The sequence below is a fragment of the Enterococcus sp. DIV2385 genome, from assembly GCF_051711925.1.
In the GTDB taxonomy this organism is placed as follows: Bacteria; Bacillota; Bacilli; order Lactobacillales; family Enterococcaceae; genus Enterococcus; species Enterococcus faecalis.
Map to the genome: position 1 here is coordinate 2,110,401 of NZ_JBIONV010000001.1, position 17,296 is coordinate 2,127,696.

Below are 17,296 nucleotides of genomic sequence, written 5' to 3' on the forward strand. Positions count from 1 at the left end.
CCTAAAGATTATTTTAATAACTTCTGCTGCATATGTTCTAATTGTTTGCGGATGCTGCCATCGATTACTTGATGGTTTGCTTCAATAACCACTCCGCCGACAATTGACGGGTCAATTAAATTGACTAAATGCGCTTGTTCATACCCTAATAATTGGGCAGCTTTTTCTTCCATTGCTTGATGTTGTTCTTTTGATAAAGGAATGGCTGTTGTCACTGAACCCAAAATTAGTCCTTGGTGCTCATCATAACGTCGTTCATATTCATCAATCATCAAGAGCAGATCGTACATGCGACGATATTCGTAAACCACTCGCAAAAAGTTTTGCATCATTTCACTAAAACCTGTTACTAGTTTTTCCATGATGCTGTCTTTTTCATAAGGTTCTAAGCGATCATCACTTAAAATATCGCCAATACCAGGTACTTGGTGATAGACTTCGCGAAGCGTCAATAATTCTTGATAAATTGCTTCAGCTTGGTTCTTTTCAACTGCCAACTCAAACAAAGCCTTGCCGTAGCGTTTACCAACTGTATATTTATCTAGTTTCATTTGCTTTACCTAAACTTTCAATATAAGAATCAATCAATGCTTCATGTGCATCTGGTGTTAATTCTTTATTTAAAATTTTGGCTGCAATTTGAAGAGAAAGATCTGCCACTTCATTTTTTACTGAAGACAATGCTTCTTCACGTTCTTGAGAAATATCTGTCCGAGCTTTTTCGCGTAAGCGAGTAACTTCCGCAGTTGTTTCTTTTAATGTTTTTTGGCGAGTCTGTTCTCCACTTTCTTTCGCGTTTTTAATAATTTCAGCTGCTTCTGATCTGGAAGAAAGTAATTGTTGTTGACGTTCTTTTTCCATTTTCGCTGCTGCTACGCGAGATTGTTCTGCAGAGTCTAAATCGTTGGCAATTTTTTCTTCACGTTGTGTCAAAATATCTACGATTGCTCCCCATGCATATTTCTTTAATAAGAGCATCAAGATTAAAAATGCACCACTGACAACAATCATCGTGCCTAGTGTGGTACTAGGAGCCGTTTCACCGACTACCAATGTAGTAAGTAGCATGAAGTCTCAACTTCCTTTCCTGCAAAAATCGATTTAGCTTCTTCAACTGCTTTAACACCAGCTATTGAAAAGGCTAAAGATAGAAGAAAGCAGTGACGGTCCCGATAATAATCAGCGTCCTGCCTCCATTTTATTGCTTATCTGAATAAAAGTAATAAAGAAACAACGACACCTAAAATTGGCACAGCTTCGATTAAAGCGACCCCGATAAACATTGTTGTTCTTAATTGACCAGACATTTCTGGTTGACGAGTCATTGACTCGATTGTTTTTGAAATAACTTGTCCGTTACCGATAGCGGCTCCGATAGCTGAACCGAAAATTGCAATTGCTGCTGCGATAAAATTTAATCCTTCCATTGTGTAAAATCCTCCTAAAAGATAATTTTTGTCCTTCGTATTTCTTGATTATTCTTCTGTTTCAATTTTGTGTGACATATAAACCATTGAAAGTGTCACAAAGATAAACGCTTGGATACATCCAATAAAGATTGAGAATGCTACCCAAATCATTTCTAGCGGAATTGCTAGTGGGATAACCCATAATCCGACGCTTGCAACGGTTCCAGCAATTAAGCCCAATAGAACTTCGCCGGCAAAAATGTTTCCGTACAAACGCAAGCCTAATGTTAATAGATTCGTGAATTCTTCCATTAATTTTACCGGTAGTAAGAAACCAACGGGTCTTAAATAACTATTAACTAGATAGCCTTTAAAACCAAAGCGTTTCATACCAAAGAAGTGTGTTAAGACAATCATCATCATCGCTAACGTTAAGGTTACGATTGGATCGGCGGTTGGACTTTTCCAAACGCTGAGATCGTCGCCCACAACGATTTTTGTAACGAGACCCAAGATGTTTGAAACAAGTACAAACATGAAAAGGGTAAACGCCATTAAATGAAAATTGCTCACTTCTTTACGAGGTAAATTGTCTGTAATGATTCCACGAATAAAATCCACTAACCATTCGATGACCGTTTGTTTGCCTTTAGGTCGTAGCTTCATATTTCTCGTACAAGCATAGACAAAGGCGAAAACAATGATACACGTCAACAGCACCATCAAAACAATGGTTCCATCAAACCAAATTGGTCCGATATTGAAGAGTAATTTCTTCTCTTCCAAATCAATTCACCTCTTTTCCAACAATCTTTCAGAAGTTTCATCCTACTCCTGAGTGATAATCCCTGGCAAAGCTATCGTACCACCACTTGTTGATAATTTACAAATAGTTTACTTTTAAAATTTCATGTGTTGAAAATTGGTTGGAAAACCTTTTCCATAAACCAATCTAATGCAGGGTGGTACTGCTTTCCGAAGCGATTAAAAAACGAATCATTTACATTCATTTACTCAACACTTACCAGATTTTACACCTAATCCGAAGAAAGGCAAGCAAATATGCGAAAAAGAATAAATTTACATTTTTAACGTCGGTTATTTTTTAATGTTCGGCTGATTTGTCGGTCAACTTCCTTACGTTTCAAGTCTTCACGCTTGTCGTACTGCTTTTTCCCTTTAGCTAAACCAATCAAAACTTTGGCATAGCCGTCTTTAATATAGACCTTCAAAGGTACTAATGTGATACCTGTATTTTTGGTTTCGCCGATTAACTTATTAATTTGTTTTTTGTGTAATAATAATTTTCTGGTACGTAATGGGTCATGATTAAAAATATTGCCTTGTTCATATGGACTAATATGAACATTATACAAAAAGGCTTCTCCGTTTCGAATTCGTGCAAAACCATCTTTTAAATTGATACGACCATTTCGAATAGATTTGATTTCTGTTCCTTGTAAAACAAGACCTGCTTCAACCGTATCGATAATTGAATAATCATGTCTAGCTTTGCGGTTTTGTGCGATTAATTTTCCTTCCCCTTTTGGCATAAGCGACCTCCTCTACTTCTTCTTTTTTCCTTTTTTATTTTTTTGTTTCATTGCTTCTTTATAAAAAGGTTGTTTTTTGCCTTTGCCTTTTTTCTTATTTTTCTTTTTCTTACCATCAAATGATTCATCTTTTTTATTTCTTCGTTGATTATTTGAACGAGTTGAAGAATTGGCTTTACCTTTTTTACGTCCTTTTGGTCCTTCGACTGGCGCAACTTCTTCAGCTGAAATCAATTCAAAATCAACTTCTCTTGTTTCTGGATCAGCTTTTTCAACACGGATTTGAACTTTCTGACCAATTTTCAAAGTCATTCCCGTCCGTTCACCAACTAACGCCATATGATTTTCAATAAAGTGGAAATAATCTTGTTTTAAGTTGTTCACGTGAATTAAGCCTTCTATTGTATTAGGCAGTTCCACAAAGATACCAAATTTTGTGACTGAGCTGATAATCCCGTCATACGTTTCTCCCACTTTATCTACCATAAATTCGGCTTTCTTCATGGCGTCCACTTCACGCTCTGCATCAACTGCGCGACGTTCCATACTTGAACTATGATTGGCAATTTCTGGTAATGCTTCGTTCCATTTTTCTTGATTTTTTTCAGATTGATCTTGGCTATAGCTGCGAATCAAACGATGCACAATTAAATCTGGATAACGACGTATTGGTGAAGTAAAATGCGTATAATATTCAGCCGCCAACCCATAGTGTCCGTAGTTGTCTTCTGAGTATTTCGCTTGTTGCATACTTCTTAGCAACATCGTATTGATAACCACTTCTTCCGGCTTATTTTCAACTTGCTCTAAAACTTTTTGTAAATCTTTCGGTGAAATGTTTTCTTTTGTTCCTTTAACAAGAATGCCAAGTACTGCAGCAAAATCAAAGAAACGTTGCATTTTTTCTTCTTTTGGTTGTTCATGAATCCGATAAATAAATGGCAGTTTTAAGTCATGATAATGACGCGCCACAGTTTCATTCGCTGCCAACATAAAGGATTCAATTAATCGTTCACCCACGCCACGCGTGCGTAAAAGAATATCTTGGGGATGACCATTTTCATCAACTAGGACTTTGGCTTCACGATCTTCAAAAGAAATCGCACCACGGCGCATACGCATCTCTTCTAATATATGGTGCAGCTCGCCCATCTCTTTAAACATGGGAACTAGCTCTTTGTAGCGTTCTAACGTTTCAGGTTTTTGCTCTTCTAAAATTTCATTGACTGCTGTATAGGTCATTCGCTCCGTTGTTTGGATTACACTTTGGAAAATTTCATGCGAAATAACTTCTCCTTCTGGTGTAATTTCCATCTCACAACTCATGGTTAAACGTGGAACATGTGGGTTTAGCGAACAAATCCCATTTGATAATCGCTGCGGAATCATTGGCACAACTCGGTCTGTCAAATAGACACTTGTGCCGCGTTCATACGCTTCCATATCCAATTGGCTTCCTTCAGTTACATAATAAGAAACATCTGCAATATGCACCCCTAAAAAGAAATTGCCATTTGCTAACTTTTGTACCGTTACTGCATCATCTAAATCTTTCGCATCTTCTCCATCAATCGTCACAATCAACTGATCACGTAAATCCCGACGACCGACTAAATCGCTTTCTGCAATAGTTTCTGGTACTTGGTCCGCTTCAGCTAAAACTTCATCAGGAAATGCTGTGGGAATTCCATGAGCCACCACGATTGATAAAATATCCATTCCTGGATCATTTTTATGACCAATCACTTGTTTGACTAGTCCTTCCATACTCGTTGGATATTCTTGATCTGGATAATAGGTAATTTCAGCAATGACAATGCTACCATCTACTGGCTTAATCCCTTCAGGTGCAATTGATACAGTATACTGATTCAATTTCTTATCTTTGGGAATCATGTAGCCATACAGTCCCATTTCTGCCATTTCTTCTTCACTATATGCCACAAATTCTCCGACAACTTGGCTCACTGCTCGCTCTTTAATTTCTTTGACTTTACCTTCTGCGCCGCGATCTGAAAAAGGATCCGCATGTTGGATCACGTCGATTAAAACCGTGTCCCCATCCATTGCAAAGTTCGTTGCCTCTTTCGGAATATAAACATCTGGTTCTTCAGGATCGATGGTTACAAAACCAAAGCCTCGTTCATTTGCACGAAACGTTCCTTCTATTAATAAGTCTTTCATTGGTAACAGGACTTTGCCTTTTTTGTTGAAACTAACTGACTTTTCTCGTTCCATTTGTGCAATGGTTTGCACTAAAATTTTAAAATCTGAACTTTTTTCTAAATTCAAGCCTTGTGCAATTTCTTCCATTGAAAAGCTTTTCTTTTTTTGGCTTTCCATGAAATGTAAAATTTGCTCTTTAATTGTTTGTTTTGTCATTATTTCTCCTCATTCCAAGGTAGTGTTGCTAAAAATTGCACCACATCTTGCTCTAATTGTTTGTGTTCTCCACTCACCGTAATGACATGTCCGCTGTTTGGGTACCATTGTAAGGTCACACGTGCTTGTGTTAGCGCTTGGGCCGTTTGATAGACGCCCATTGGCTCAATCATTTCATCTTTGCCAGCTTGCGCTAAGAAAAGAGGTGCGTGGATTTTGTTTAGTTTGTCAGCCGTCTGACTAGCAATCGTTTCAATCGCTCCTAATTGTTGTTTGACTCGTTGCTCAATCGATTGCAACCGGCTTTGTTGTTCCTCTGCAGGAACTTCTGCGATTTTCATCACATTTTCTGCGTATAATACGAAATTTTCTGGGACTTTATTTTCGACAGGGTAGATCGGTGAACAGAAAAATCCACCACCAATTAATCCTGTTAATTGTTCCGTTAATGCATGCATACTGAAAATCCCGCCCATTGATAAACCAAAAATGGCAATTTCTTGGTAACCTCTTTCTCTCAAAAAAGCGACTGCTTCTTGTGTATCTTGCCACCATTGTTCCGTTGTTTGATCTAAAATATCTTCAGGAACTAGCGTGCCATGTCCTGAAAAATTAGGCGAATAGACAGTATAATTTTCTTTTTCTAAACGTCTGCTTAACATCCGTACATCATTACTGCTGCCAGAATAAGCGTGTAATAAAAGGACCGCCCGTTTTCCTTTTTCTGAAAATAACGGCTTCGGTAAATTGATTTTTTTTGCCACTTCGCTCACCTCAGCTTCATTCTATCATATTCTCAAAAGAAAACCTTCCGAAATGATAAGTTTCAAAGACTTTTTCAGAAAGAAAAAGAACAGAAAAATAAGTGTCCGCACTCATCTCTCTGTTCTAAACTTGTCATTTTAAAAGATTACGTACTTATTTTGAAGATAAGAACGCCAAAACAAATAATAAAATCATCCAAATTGCGCCAAGAACTGCTGTTGAGCGTTGCATAACAGCTTCAAAACCGCGCGCTTTTTGCTTCCCAAATAATTTATCTGCACCGCCAGTGAAGGCACTTGCTGCACTGTTTTGTTTGCTTGGTTGCATCATAACAGTAATGACGATTAAAACAGATAAAATGATGACCAACGTTAAGATTAGATTATACATGCGTTAATTCTCCTTTTTATACAAATATGCGAAATTCATCTACTTTAATGTAGCATATTTTATCTGTAAACACCAGTGAAATTTAATGTCTTTCCCTATTTGTCTCTAATAGCAACAGCCGCAAGTAGGAATCAGATTTCTACTTGCGGCTGTTGCTAGTTTCTTCTTTATTTTCTCAATACGTCTCCGTATTCAGGTTTAGTATCAAATTCTTTTTTGGCAAATGGACATAGCGGAATAATTTTTTTATGCTCTTTTCTCGCTTTTTCAACACCGGCTAAAACAAGTTTTTCAGCTAATTTTTGTCCACGATAAGTTGGATCAACAAACGTATGATCAATAATCATCATGCTTTCGCCAGCATCTGACCAAGTCATTTCACCAATTTCTTGGTTTTCATCGTTATATAGAGCAAAACGATTGTTTTCTTCTTTAATTTGCATATTCGTTCCCTGCTTTCCGAATATATTTTAGAGCACCACTTGGACATGAATCAACTACAATCATGTCATTTTCAACACTTCCGTTATCTGGAATAATCCATGGTTTCCGACCAACTTCAAAGACTTCTGGATTTCCACGAACACAATTACCAATATGTTCACAAATATCTTTATTATAAAAGATATCAATTCCTTCCCCAGTATATTTACGGTAGCCTTCTTTTAATAGTTGTTCTTCCGTGACTGGTTGCCCATCTATTTGGTTTCCTTTCATTGCACAATCTCTCCCCTGTAACTTATTAATATTAAAAACGTACCTTTATTTTACCACTAAGCTGGACATTCAGGCAATTAATTGTTCCACCTTACTTGCCAATTCGACGAGCACGCAAAGCAGATAAGATTGACACAGTGTCCACGACTTCTTGTAGCATAGCCCCGATTAGCGCCGGAATGATCCCGGTACTAGCAATTAGCATTAGTAAAACGCAAATAAAAATTCCGATTAATACAGATTGTTTGGCAATTTTCATGGTATCTTGGGCAATTTCGACCGCTTGGCTGACTTTACTTAAGTCATCTTTTAAAATAACAACGTCAGCAGTTTCACTAGCCGCAGTAGCTCCATGAGCGCCCATAGCAATACCTACGTCTGCAGCGGCAAGCGAAGGTGCATCATTTACACCATCTCCTACCATGATGACTGGATGGTTTTCTTTGGGCAATTCTTTTAGAATAGTTAATTTATCTTGTGGTAAACATTCCCCATGTACTTCGGTAATTCCTACTTCTGCAGCAATCGTTTCTGCGACGGATTCTTGATCCCCCGTCAGCATTAAAATTCGTTGAAGATGTAATTGGTGTAATTTTTCCATAGTCTCTTTTGCTTCTGGGCGTACAGTGTCTGTAAAAGTAATTCGGCCTAAATATGTGCCATTACGTGAAATATGAATAGTCGTTTTATCAATTTTTTCAGTTTCTTGAGACTCTTGTGTCACAAAATTCTTTTTACCTACCCGTATCTCAGCACCATCCACAAATGCCTTCACGCCAGCACCAGAAACTTCCGCTAGATCTGTAATATTTTTTAATGGGACATCTTGCTTTCTGGCATAAGCAACAATTGATCTAGCTAAAATATGACTTGATTCTTGTTCCACGCTTGCTGCCAATCCCACTAATTCAGCAGCAGTTATTTCCGCATTGATTGGTTGGACTTGATCAACAGAAAGTTGTCCTTGCGTAATCGTGCCTGTTTTATCAAACGCAATCGTTTTTGCAGAAGCTAATTTTTCGACCATCGTTCCCGATTTAATAACGACCCCATGACGACTTGAACGACCCATCCCTGCCACTAAAGCAATTGGGGCAGATAGAATTAAAGGACACGGCGAAGCAACAACTAAGACTTCCGCAAAACGCGTCGGACTTTTTGAAACAAACCAAGCAACACCTGCAATTAGGTAGGCAACTAGTGTAAAAGGTACCGCATAGCGGTCTGCTAAACGTACAAAATGAGCTGGACGTGCCGCAGATTCTTTCACTAAGTTCACAATTGTTTGATATTGACTGTCGGCTACAGTTTTTTCAGCAACCATTTTCAAAGAGCCATCACCATTCACGGAACCCGACATTAATTCATCCCCAGGATTTTTTTCAATTGGTTTTGATTCTCCTGTTAATGAAGATTCATCGACTGTTGATGTCCCGGTTTTTACCAAGCCATCAACTGGAACTAGTTCCCCTGGTTTTACTACTAATTCATCGCCAACATTGATTTCCTCAACAGAAACATCTTCTAAATTTTCGCCATTCAAGCGATGAGCTTTTTGTGGCGAGTTATCCAATAATGACTTCAGCTCTTGGTTAGCTTTTCCAGCGGCATAGTCTTCTAATGAATCACCACCAGTCAACATAATTAAAATCATCAAACTGGCCCAGTATTCTCCCACAGCTAAGGTTGCAACGATAGCGGTAATCGCTAAAATATCGACACCATATTTTCCTTCACGTAAGGTTTGAATCATTTCCCAGAACATCATTAACGCCATTACAGAACCTGTTATTAAAATAATACCATACGCCCAATTCGGCTGATGTAAAATAAATTCAAATAATAATGCCAAAACTCCTGTTATAATTGTAATCCCCAATTTTGTTACATGCTTCATCTCTTTTTCTCTCCCATCATTCACTTTACATTATTGAGCGTACCTTTTCTGTTTTGAAAAAGAAAGTGAAAACGCCTAAATGAAAACGACTTTCATTATCATAGGATAGTTGCTGTAGCAACGTTTACTTTCTGAAAAGTAGTTATGTAAAAAAAAACAGACCATCGTTCATTCGCCGATGGTCTGTGTTTTTATTTCCAAAAATCATCAAAAATTGTAATGGGTAAATGCCGTTTGTGTTGTCCTTTTTTATACCAGTTTTCAATTGTTTGTTGATCTGTTTCCGAGACTTTTTTGCCTTCCAAATAGTCATCAATGGCATCATACGTGACACCTAAGGCAACTTCATCTGCAACTAACGGTTTGTCATCTTCTAGATCAGCTGTTGGTATTTTTAGATACAAGGCTTCTGGTGCCCCAAGTTCTTTCAGCAAAGCTTTTCCTTGGCGCTTATTTAAACGAAATAACGGTAAAATATCCGCTCCGCCATCGCCATATTTGGTGAAGAAAGCTGTCACATTTTCGGCTGCGTGGTCTGTGCCAATTACTGCGCCAGCATTTTCGCCAGCTACTGCATATTGTGTAATCATACGTTGACGTGCTTTCATGTTTCCTTTATTAAAATCGCTAATTTGAACGCCAGCGTTTTCTAGCGAACCAACCATTGCATCCACTGCTGGTTTAATATCCACTCGTAAAGAAACATCTGGCTGGATAAAGGCTAGCGCGGCTTGTGCATCAGCTTCATCTGCTTGCTCACCGTAAGGAAGGCGAATCGCAATAAATTGATACGACATATCTCCTGTTTCTTCGCGCATTTCAGTCATCGCTAATTGTGCTAAGCGCCCAGCTAATGTTGAATCTTGTCCGCCACTAATTCCCAAGACAAAGGTTTTTAAAAAAGGATGTTTAGTTAAATAAGCTTTCAGAAAATCAATACTTTTACGAACTTCTTCTTTTGGATCAATTGTCGGTAACACACCTAACTCTTGAATGATTTTTTCTTGAAGTGTTGTCATTTCTAGGCCTCCTTATTCACCGTTTCCGTTAAATATTTAACGTCTTTACGCACTTTTTCCAATAAATTCATTTTGTGGTTCCAACAATCTGTTGAAAGGTCCACTGGATATTTCTGCGGATTCAAGTCCCGCTTGTATTCTTCCCAAAGTGAATCTAAATTTTCTTTTGCATATTGTTTAATTTCATCTAAAGTTGGTAATTCGTACACACGTTTTCCTTCAACGAAAATATCTTGGAGTACTGGCCGTGCTTCAAAATCACGGACATACTTATTAATAAAGGTATGAACGGGATGGAACATATAAATTTCTTCTTCTTGGCGAAGATCTTCGTTCCAAAGTGTCACATAGTCCCCTTCTGACTTTTTATCAGATTTACGTGTAATGCGCCAGACTTGTTTTTTTCCTGGTGTTGTCACTTTTTCAGCATTGCTAGATAGTTTAATGGTATCTTTCATTTGACCATCTTCACCTTCAATTGAAACTAATTTAAACACCGCTCCTAAAGCCGGTTGATCATAGGCGGTAATCAGCTTGGTACCCACGCCCCATACATCAATTTTTGATTTTTGCATTTTTAGATTCAAAATCGTATTTTCATCTAAATCATTCGATGCATAAATTTTTGCTTCAGTAAAGCCAGCTTCGTCCAGTTGTTCACGAACTCGTTTAGAAATATAAGCCATATCGCCACTATCAATCCGCACACCTAGGAAATTAATTTTATCACCCATTTCTCGAGCTACTCGAATTGCGCTTGGCACTCCCGCTTTCAAAGTATCATACGTATCAACAAGGAAAACGCAATCCCGATGTGTTTTGGCATACGCCATGAATGCTTCATAATCATTTCCATACGACTGAACCAATGAATGGGCATGAGTCCCACTAACCGGAATACCAAAAATTTTACCAGCACGAACATTACTTGTCGCGTCCGCCCCACCAATATAGGCGGCTCTTGTGCCCCAAATGGCAGCATCTAATTCTTGTGCCCGGCGTGTTCCAAATTCCAATAAAGGATCATCGCCTATCACGGATTTAATTCGAGCCGCTTTTGTCGCAATTAATGTTTGGAAATTCACCATATTTAGCAAAGCTGTTTCTACCAATTGACATTGTGCCAAAGGACCTTCAATTTGAATTAACGGTTCGTTATTAAAAACCAAATCCCCTTCTAAAGCAGAGCGTACAGTACATTTAAATTCAAAATTTGCTAAATACGTCAAGAAATCTTCTGGATATTCTTCAACTTCTCGGAGATATGCAATATCAGATTCTGTGAACGTTAAATTTTCGAGATAATTGACCAAACGTTCTAAGCCTGCAAAAATTGCGTAGCCATGATTAAAGGGCATCTCTCTAAAGTAACATTCAAAAACAGCATGTAAATCTGCTCTCCCTAATTCCCAGTATGTTTGCATCATATTGATTTGATACATATCTGTATGCAATGTCAAACTATCATCTGCATATGTATAGTCCATCGTTTTCTACCTCTATTCTTTGTATTAAAAACTTGTTTATATTATAACAAAAAAATTTTTTTTAGCCTAAAATCTGCTTAGACCTCTTTTTCTTTAAAAATGAAAAATTTACTGAAGAAATAATTTAAAATCACTACTACAACTTGTGTAATCATTTTCGCCCAAAACGATGAAAAATGAATGCCATCAATTAGGAGAATCATTAAACCCATATCAGCCACAAAAGATAAAATTCGGTACCAATAAAATAAGCCCATTTCTTTAAAAAAACCAGCTATGCTTTCATGCTTACTTGCGAATACCCAATATTTATTCGTGAAAAAGGCAAATAGAACAGATAAAAACCAACTAATTATGTTACTTATCTTGTAATCCAGCCCTAACACATTTTGACAAACAAAAAACACAACTAAGTTGACGACCGTCGTTGCACCACCAAAAAATAAATAAGCCAGTACTTCTCGGTATTTACGAAATAATTCTTTCAATTTTCACGCATCCTTTCAACTAATCATTTTATCAAACTTCGGCAAGAAAACCTATCTATTTTGTGTAAAGACACAATTCTCTTGCTAATTTTACTATTTATTAAGTATTTATGAAAAACATAGTAAGAGTAGAGGAAAAGTTCATCCATGAATGAACTTTTCCTCTACTCTTCGTCTAATAATATATTGACTCTATCGACCAATAAGTTAAATCAGCATTAGTCCTTTAGCTTAGGAAGTGCTATCGTTTGTCCTTCGGTTAATACAGAATACGTTAAGCCATTTGCCTGCTTGAGTGCGGTTAAGGAATAGCCCGTTTTTTTAGCAATTTTTGCGAGTGTCTCTCCTCTTTTTACTTCATAATACTCAGTAGACTCTGTTTTTGAGGCATTCGCTGTACCATTTGATTGCTCTGCTGTTTCCAAAGCATTAGTCACCGATTTACTGATTATTAGTGATTGAAGTAACGCTTGTTCTTTCGGTTCTAGAGAAGTCGCCGCTGTTTGCTGAGGAATCGTAATCTTTTGGCCAATATAAAACATTTCTTGAGTCTTTGAATTTTGTTTTAAAATGGCTGTTGCTGACACACCAAACGTCTGGCTAATGGTGGCGAGAGAATCTCCTTTGCTTACTTCATAGACGACTGCTTCTTTTTTTAGCTGTGCCTTGACTGCTTCCTTATCAAACGAAGGTTTCTTTTCTTCTGCCAAATTAGTCACTACTGGTTGCTTCTTTTCTTGATCGTATTCAGTTAATTGATAGGTTTCAATCAACGCGTTTAATTTTTTATCGTAATATGCATCCGTTGCATAACGACCTGTTAAAAATTTTGTTGCCTGCTGATAATTCGTCGTGTTTGCTTTCAAAACGCCGTGATAAAACGTTGGATTACCCGCCAGCCCATTGATGATTAATTTACTATAGTCTGTTAAAGACTCTTTATAGGAAGGATACTGACGAAAATCGGCATGAATGGTGGTCATCTTCCCTTTACCATCATCTTCTTGTGTGGGAAAGCTGACACTTTGACCTTGATAAGCGCCTTTAATGCCAAACAAATTATAATTTGGCGGCGCGGCTAACGCACTATTGCCCGAGCCACTCTCTAAAATAGCTTGAGCTATCATGACAGAAGCGTATAGATCATGTCGCTGACCAATAACTCGTGCTTCTTCACCGATTTTTCTAATAAACTCAGAAGTAGAAGCATTCTCTTGGACAACAAAATTTGCCTCGGCTTGTTGTTGAATTCCTGCTTGCTTTTCCTTTTCTTGACTATTGTCTACCTCTGAATGTACCAACGGCTCTTTGGTCTTTTCAGTTAATGTAGAATTTTGTGGTTCCTGATTATGAGGTAACTTCTCAGTGAGCGCTTTACGCTCTTCAGATACTGGTTGCTCATTTTGTAACGATTCGGTTGGTTTAGTACTAGCAATTGTCTTTTCTTGTGGCGGTAAACTATTTTCAGATTCTAATGGTTCCACATTATTTTCCTGATGGTCACTGCTGTCATTTTGTGTTGAACTTTCTTGTTGTTCAGACGAACTTATTATTGTTTCGTTCAGCGTTGAAGAAGTAAGGGTTCCTTGGTCTTGATTGGCTTGGTCCGCTCTTTTTTCTTCCAGCGATAGCTGTCGACTTTCGTCCCTCGTTTCGGTCTCCTCTTGAGCGATTAATGGTTCTGAATTGTAGTAACTGGCGCCCGCATAAGCCCCTAAGACTCCAAGACATACCAACTTCAAATATCTTGCCTTTCTTTTTTTCATCGCATTTCTCCTTCATTTACCTCTTTATTTCTGCTAATAATTGCTCTATCTGTTGGTACATTCCTGTTGATTCATTCTTGATGGTCAGCATTTGTTCACAATAAGCTTGGTACTCTCTTGCCACTTGCTTCATGCGTGTTAAAGTTGCTAAACGTTGTTCCATCTCTTCATGAACTGTTGCAACTTGTTGTTTGGCTTGACTAATTGTTTCTTTTGCTTGACGTTTGGCTTCTAATAACACTTCGCCAATTTCTTTTTGAGAAAGCGTAACGGCTGTGTCTAAATTCTCTTCACTGGTCTGTCTCTGTTGCATCTTTTCTTCAGACAATTGTTTCTGTAAAGAAGTGATAGTTGTTTCTTTATCACTTAATGTTTCTTTAACATGTTTAAGTTGAACATCTTTTTCGACTACTTGTTTTTGTAATGCTTCCACTTCATTGGTTTGCATTAATAATTGCTCCGTTAGCTTTTTAATGGATTGCTGATATAGTTGATTTTCTTCTTCTAGTTTTTCAACAAAAGAAAATGACTCTTCTGACAGTTCAGTCGGCACTTGTTGCTGGACCTGTTTTACTTTTGCGGATTGCTCTTTTGCATAAACGACCTCGTCATCAAAGATTGCTTCTTCTGTTACCGTTGGTTGTGCTTTCATCGATTGTTCATTTTCAAAATCCGGCATCTTCTCATACTCCTCATCTTCATTGTTTTTAGTCAAAAATTGCCACATCTTTTTCTCCTCCTTCGTACCTTTTACACCGTTAACATATAGCCTTTTGAACGAATTGTTTTGATATATTGTGGTTTGTTCACATCTTGTTCAATTTTTTTGCGCAAATGGAAAATCACATTAGCGACACGATATTTTCGTTCATTCGCAGTATCTTTCCAGACATTTTTGTAGAGTTCTTCATATGTAATTGTTTGTCCTGCGTGTTTGTATAAATACTCTATTGTGAAAAATTCCAATTTTGTTAAAAGAATTTCTTCTCCACTTCCCAAGCAAACACTCAAATTTGGCGCAATTAAATACAATCTCTCAGAAAGATTCTTAGTAACTGTTTGTTCCTCGTTTGCAATAGCTAATTTAGGATAAAAACGTCTTTTTACACGTTGCAATAAATTACTCATGCTTAACATGCATTCTTGACGATCATAAGAATGATCAAAAACGCCATCTGCACCTAATTGTAAATAAATAATTCGATTGACTTTACTAATTACTTCTGTCCGAGAAAATAACCAAATCGGTAAATCTGACTGCTTGCGAATCGTCATTAATAACTCACAACAAGTATTTACTTGCTGGTGGTCAGTAACTTCAATCACTAATCCATCAATATGGTGCAAATGAAGAAGTATATTTGTTCCTTGGATGATCTGACATTCTACTTGATTACTAACAAACCAATTTTGACAGTATTCTTTTGTTTCAATTGTCAAAGGAACGACACCAATTGTATATTTTTCCATTTTTCCACCTCAATCTTCCTAATATTCCCCTTCAAAATATAATAATTTTTATTTATATTCTATTAATAAATAAAAATTACCAACTACTAGTTTTCAAAAAATGATTGTTATTACTAAATTTTATCGAATAAAAACAAGGCTGTCTAGCTAAAACGAAGCCTTTAAATTATCATCTTTTTTGTTAATTGAGTAAATATTTGAGAAAACACCATAAGCAAAGATATTATTTAGATTATTTATTCTTTATGTAAAAAAAAGCTTACGATTTTTCAATCGTAAGCTTTTAGAATACTTTTTTATTTTTACATCATACCGCCCATGCCCATTGATGGATCCATCATAGGAGCTGGTGCAGCTGGTTCTGGTTTGTCTGCAACAACTGCTTCAGTTGTTAATAATAAAGCTGACACAGAAGCTGCATTTTGTAAGGCAGAACGAGTTACTTTTGTTGGGTCAACAATACCGGCTTCAACCATGTTTACCCATTCACCGTTAGCTGCATTGAATCCGATACCTAAGTCAACATTTTTTAGTTTGTCAACAATCACTGATCCTTCATAACCAGCATTTTCAGCGATTTGACGGATTGGTTCTTCTAATGCACGAACGACAATCTTGATCCCTGTTGCCACATCGCCTTCAGCTTCTAGCGCAGCGACTTTACCAATTACATTGACCAGTGCGGTACCACCACCAGAAACCATGCCTTCTTCTACAGCGGCACGTGTTGCGTTTAATGCATCTTCAATTCGTAATTTTAATTCTTTTAATTCTGTTTCAGTTGCAGCACCGACTTTAACGACAGCAACCCCGCCAGCTAATTTAGCTAAACGTTCTTGTAATTTTTCACGATCAAAATCAGACGTTGTTTCGCCGATTTGGTTTTTAATTAAATGAACGCGGGCATCAATGGCTTCTTTTGAACCAGCACCTTCGACAATTGTTGTGTTATCTTTGTCGACAACTACTTTGCTAGCATTTCCTAAGTTTTCAATAGTTGTGTCTTTTAACTCTAACCCTAAGTCGTCAGTGATTACTGTACCACCTGTTAAAATAGCAATATCTTCAAGCATCGCTTTGCGGCGGTCACCAAATCCTGGCGCTTTTACTGCGACAACATTAAATGTACCACGGATTTTGTTCAATACTAATGTTGGTAGAGCTTCCCCATCAACATCATCCGCAATGATCAATAGTGGACGGCTTTGTTGTAGAATTTGTTCTAATAAAGGTAAGATATCTTGAATATTTGAGATTTTTTTGTCGGTAATTAAGATATATGGATTTTCTAAAACAGCTTCCATTTTATCGTTGTCAGTAACCATGTATTGAGATAAATAACCGCGGTCGAATTGCATTCCTTCAACCACATCTAATTCTGTTTCAATCCCTTTTGATTCTTCAATGGTAATTACGCCGTCGTTACCAACTTTTTCCATTGCATCAGCAATTAATTGGCCGACTTTTTCAGAACCTGATGAAACAGCAGCGACTTGTGCAATCGCTTCTTTTGAATCAACTACAGATGAAATATTGTGTAATTCTTCTACTGCTGTTTTTGTTGCTAATTCAATCCCACGGCGAATACCTAATGGGTTAGCTCCAGCAGTTACGTTTTTTAAGCCTTCACGAACAATGGCTTGTGTCAAAACAGTCGCTGTTGTTGTTCCGTCACCAGCAATATCATTCGTTTTAGAAGCAACTTCTGAAACTAATTTTGCGCCCATGTTTTCAAAATGATCTTCCAATTCAATTTCCTTAGCAATTGTTACTCCATCGTTAGTAATCAATGGTGAACCAAATGATTTTTCTAAAACAACGTTACGACCTTTAGGGCCTAATGTCACTTTCACTGTATCTGCTAATACATCTACTCCGCGTAGCATTGCTGCACGTGCATCTTCTGCAAATTTAATCTCTTTTGCCATGATTTCTTCACCTCATAATTTTTTT

Annotated in this window: 18 protein-coding genes; all 18 read right to left on the reverse strand. The window is 37.4% G+C overall.

Annotated elements, in window-relative coordinates:
- Window positions 1-8: 8 nt before the first annotated feature.
- Window positions 9-551: an ATP synthase F1 subunit delta gene (gene atpH, locus IGM04_RS10180; RefSeq protein WP_002356554.1), complete on the reverse strand. Its 543-nt coding sequence runs from the start codon at window positions 549-551 to the stop codon at window positions 9-11.
- Complete coding sequence (gene atpF, locus IGM04_RS10185) at window positions 538-1,068, reverse strand: F0F1 ATP synthase subunit B (protein ID WP_002365031.1); 531 nt, start codon at window positions 1,066-1,068, stop codon at window positions 538-540. Before atpF ends, atpH begins: the two co-directional genes overlap by 14 nt.
- Before the next feature lie 137 nt (window positions 1,069-1,205).
- Window positions 1,206-1,427, reverse strand: a complete 222-nt coding sequence (gene atpE / locus IGM04_RS10190; RefSeq protein ID WP_002356552.1) for an ATP synthase F0 subunit C — start codon at window positions 1,425-1,427, stop codon at window positions 1,206-1,208.
- 48 nt (window positions 1,428-1,475) lie between these two features.
- On the reverse strand, window positions 1,476-2,195 hold the full coding sequence (gene atpB, locus IGM04_RS10195; RefSeq protein ID WP_002356551.1) for a F0F1 ATP synthase subunit A: 720 nt from the start codon (window positions 2,193-2,195) through the stop codon (window positions 1,476-1,478).
- A gap of 302 nt (window positions 2,196-2,497) precedes the next feature.
- Window positions 2,498-2,962 carry an SsrA-binding protein SmpB gene (gene smpB, locus IGM04_RS10200; protein WP_002356550.1) on the reverse strand — a complete coding sequence of 155 codons (465 nt, stop codon included), beginning with the start codon at window positions 2,960-2,962 and terminating at the stop codon, window positions 2,498-2,500.
- Window positions 2,963-2,974: 12 nt separating this feature from the next.
- Window positions 2,975-5,344, reverse strand: coding sequence for a ribonuclease R (rnr, locus tag IGM04_RS10205; protein WP_002356549.1), 2,370 nt, complete (start codon window positions 5,342-5,344; stop codon window positions 2,975-2,977).
- A complete protein-coding gene (locus IGM04_RS10210) occupies window positions 5,344-6,117 on the reverse strand; it encodes an alpha/beta hydrolase (RefSeq protein ID WP_002384145.1) in 774 nt (257 codons plus the stop codon). Before IGM04_RS10210 ends, rnr begins: the two co-directional genes overlap by 1 nt.
- 145 nt (window positions 6,118-6,262) lie before the next feature.
- Window positions 6,263-6,499 carry a preprotein translocase subunit SecG gene (gene secG, locus IGM04_RS10215; protein WP_002356546.1) on the reverse strand — a complete coding sequence of 79 codons (237 nt, stop codon included), beginning with the start codon at window positions 6,497-6,499 and terminating at the stop codon, window positions 6,263-6,265.
- 167 nt (window positions 6,500-6,666) lie between these two features.
- Complete coding sequence (locus tag IGM04_RS10220) at window positions 6,667-6,942, reverse strand: GNAT family N-acetyltransferase (protein ID WP_002356545.1); 276 nt, start codon at window positions 6,940-6,942, stop codon at window positions 6,667-6,669.
- Window positions 6,932-7,216, reverse strand: a complete 285-nt coding sequence (locus IGM04_RS10225) for a (4Fe-4S)-binding protein (protein WP_002356543.1) — start codon at window positions 7,214-7,216, stop codon at window positions 6,932-6,934. Before IGM04_RS10225 ends, IGM04_RS10220 begins: the two co-directional genes overlap by 11 nt.
- A gap of 91 nt (window positions 7,217-7,307) precedes the next feature.
- Entirely contained in the window at window positions 7,308-9,137 is a 1,830-nt protein-coding gene (locus tag IGM04_RS10230; protein ID WP_002384144.1) for a heavy metal translocating P-type ATPase, read from the reverse strand.
- 167 nt (window positions 9,138-9,304) lie between these two features.
- The gene (gene nadE, locus IGM04_RS10235; RefSeq protein ID WP_002356540.1) at window positions 9,305-10,132 is read right to left on the reverse strand and encodes an ammonia-dependent NAD(+) synthetase; all 828 of its coding nucleotides are present in this window, start codon (window positions 10,130-10,132) and stop codon (window positions 9,305-9,307) included.
- 2 nt (window positions 10,133-10,134) lie between these two features.
- Complete coding sequence (locus IGM04_RS10240; RefSeq protein ID WP_086318023.1) at window positions 10,135-11,619, reverse strand: nicotinate phosphoribosyltransferase; 1,485 nt, start codon at window positions 11,617-11,619, stop codon at window positions 10,135-10,137.
- Window positions 11,620-11,696: 77 nt separating this feature from the next.
- A complete protein-coding gene (locus IGM04_RS10245; protein WP_086318022.1) occupies window positions 11,697-12,107 on the reverse strand; it encodes a GtrA family protein in 411 nt (136 codons plus the stop codon).
- 218 nt (window positions 12,108-12,325) lie between these two features.
- A complete protein-coding gene (locus IGM04_RS10250) occupies window positions 12,326-13,873 on the reverse strand; it encodes a glucosaminidase domain-containing protein (protein WP_086318021.1) in 1,548 nt (515 codons plus the stop codon).
- Between the two features lie 16 nt (window positions 13,874-13,889).
- Complete coding sequence (locus tag IGM04_RS10255; RefSeq protein ID WP_086318020.1) at window positions 13,890-14,600, reverse strand: hypothetical protein; 711 nt, start codon at window positions 14,598-14,600, stop codon at window positions 13,890-13,892.
- Between the two features lie 23 nt (window positions 14,601-14,623).
- Complete coding sequence (locus IGM04_RS10260; RefSeq protein ID WP_002356534.1) at window positions 14,624-15,343, reverse strand: response regulator transcription factor; 720 nt, start codon at window positions 15,341-15,343, stop codon at window positions 14,624-14,626.
- A gap of 302 nt (window positions 15,344-15,645) precedes the next feature.
- Complete coding sequence (gene groL / locus IGM04_RS10265; RefSeq protein ID WP_002362559.1) at window positions 15,646-17,271, reverse strand: chaperonin GroEL; 1,626 nt, start codon at window positions 17,269-17,271, stop codon at window positions 15,646-15,648.
- Between the last annotated feature and the right edge of the window lie 25 nt (window positions 17,272-17,296).

Excerpts from the sequence above, each read along its gene's own strand:
- atpF (WP_002365031.1), bottom strand. The coding sequence starts at position 1,068 with ATGCTACTTACTACATTGGTAGTCGGTGAAACGGCTCCTAGTACCACA.
- IGM04_RS10255 (WP_086318020.1), bottom strand. The coding sequence starts at position 14,600 with ATGTGGCAATTTTTGACTAAAAACAATGAAGATGAGGAGTATGAGAAG.
- rnr (WP_002356549.1), bottom strand. The coding sequence starts at position 5,344 with ATGACAAAACAAACAATTAAAGAGCAAATTTTACATTTCATGGAAAGC.
- atpH (WP_002356554.1), bottom strand. The coding sequence starts at position 551 with ATGAAACTAGATAAATATACAGTTGGTAAACGCTACGGCAAGGCTTTG.
- IGM04_RS10220 (WP_002356545.1), bottom strand. The coding sequence starts at position 6,942 with ATGCAAATTAAAGAAGAAAACAATCGTTTTGCTCTATATAACGATGAA.
- nadE (WP_002356540.1), bottom strand. The coding sequence starts at position 10,132 with ATGACAACACTTCAAGAAAAAATCATTCAAGAGTTAGGTGTGTTACCG.
- smpB (WP_002356550.1), bottom strand. The coding sequence starts at position 2,962 with ATGCCAAAAGGGGAAGGAAAATTAATCGCACAAAACCGCAAAGCTAGA.
- secG (WP_002356546.1), bottom strand. The coding sequence starts at position 6,499 with ATGTATAATCTAATCTTAACGTTGGTCATCATTTTATCTGTTTTAATC.
- IGM04_RS10225 (WP_002356543.1), bottom strand. The coding sequence starts at position 7,216 with ATGAAAGGAAACCAAATAGATGGGCAACCAGTCACGGAAGAACAACTA.
- IGM04_RS10260 (WP_002356534.1), bottom strand. The coding sequence starts at position 15,343 with ATGGAAAAATATACAATTGGTGTCGTTCCTTTGACAATTGAAACAAAA.
- groL (WP_002362559.1), bottom strand. The coding sequence starts at position 17,271 with ATGGCAAAAGAGATTAAATTTGCAGAAGATGCACGTGCAGCAATGCTA.
- IGM04_RS10250 (WP_086318021.1), bottom strand. The coding sequence starts at position 13,873 with ATGAAAAAAAGAAAGGCAAGATATTTGAAGTTGGTATGTCTTGGAGTC.
- IGM04_RS10240 (WP_086318023.1), bottom strand. The coding sequence starts at position 11,619 with ATGGACTATACATATGCAGATGATAGTTTGACATTGCATACAGATATG.
- atpE (WP_002356552.1), bottom strand. The coding sequence starts at position 1,427 with ATGGAAGGATTAAATTTTATCGCAGCAGCAATTGCAATTTTCGGTTCA.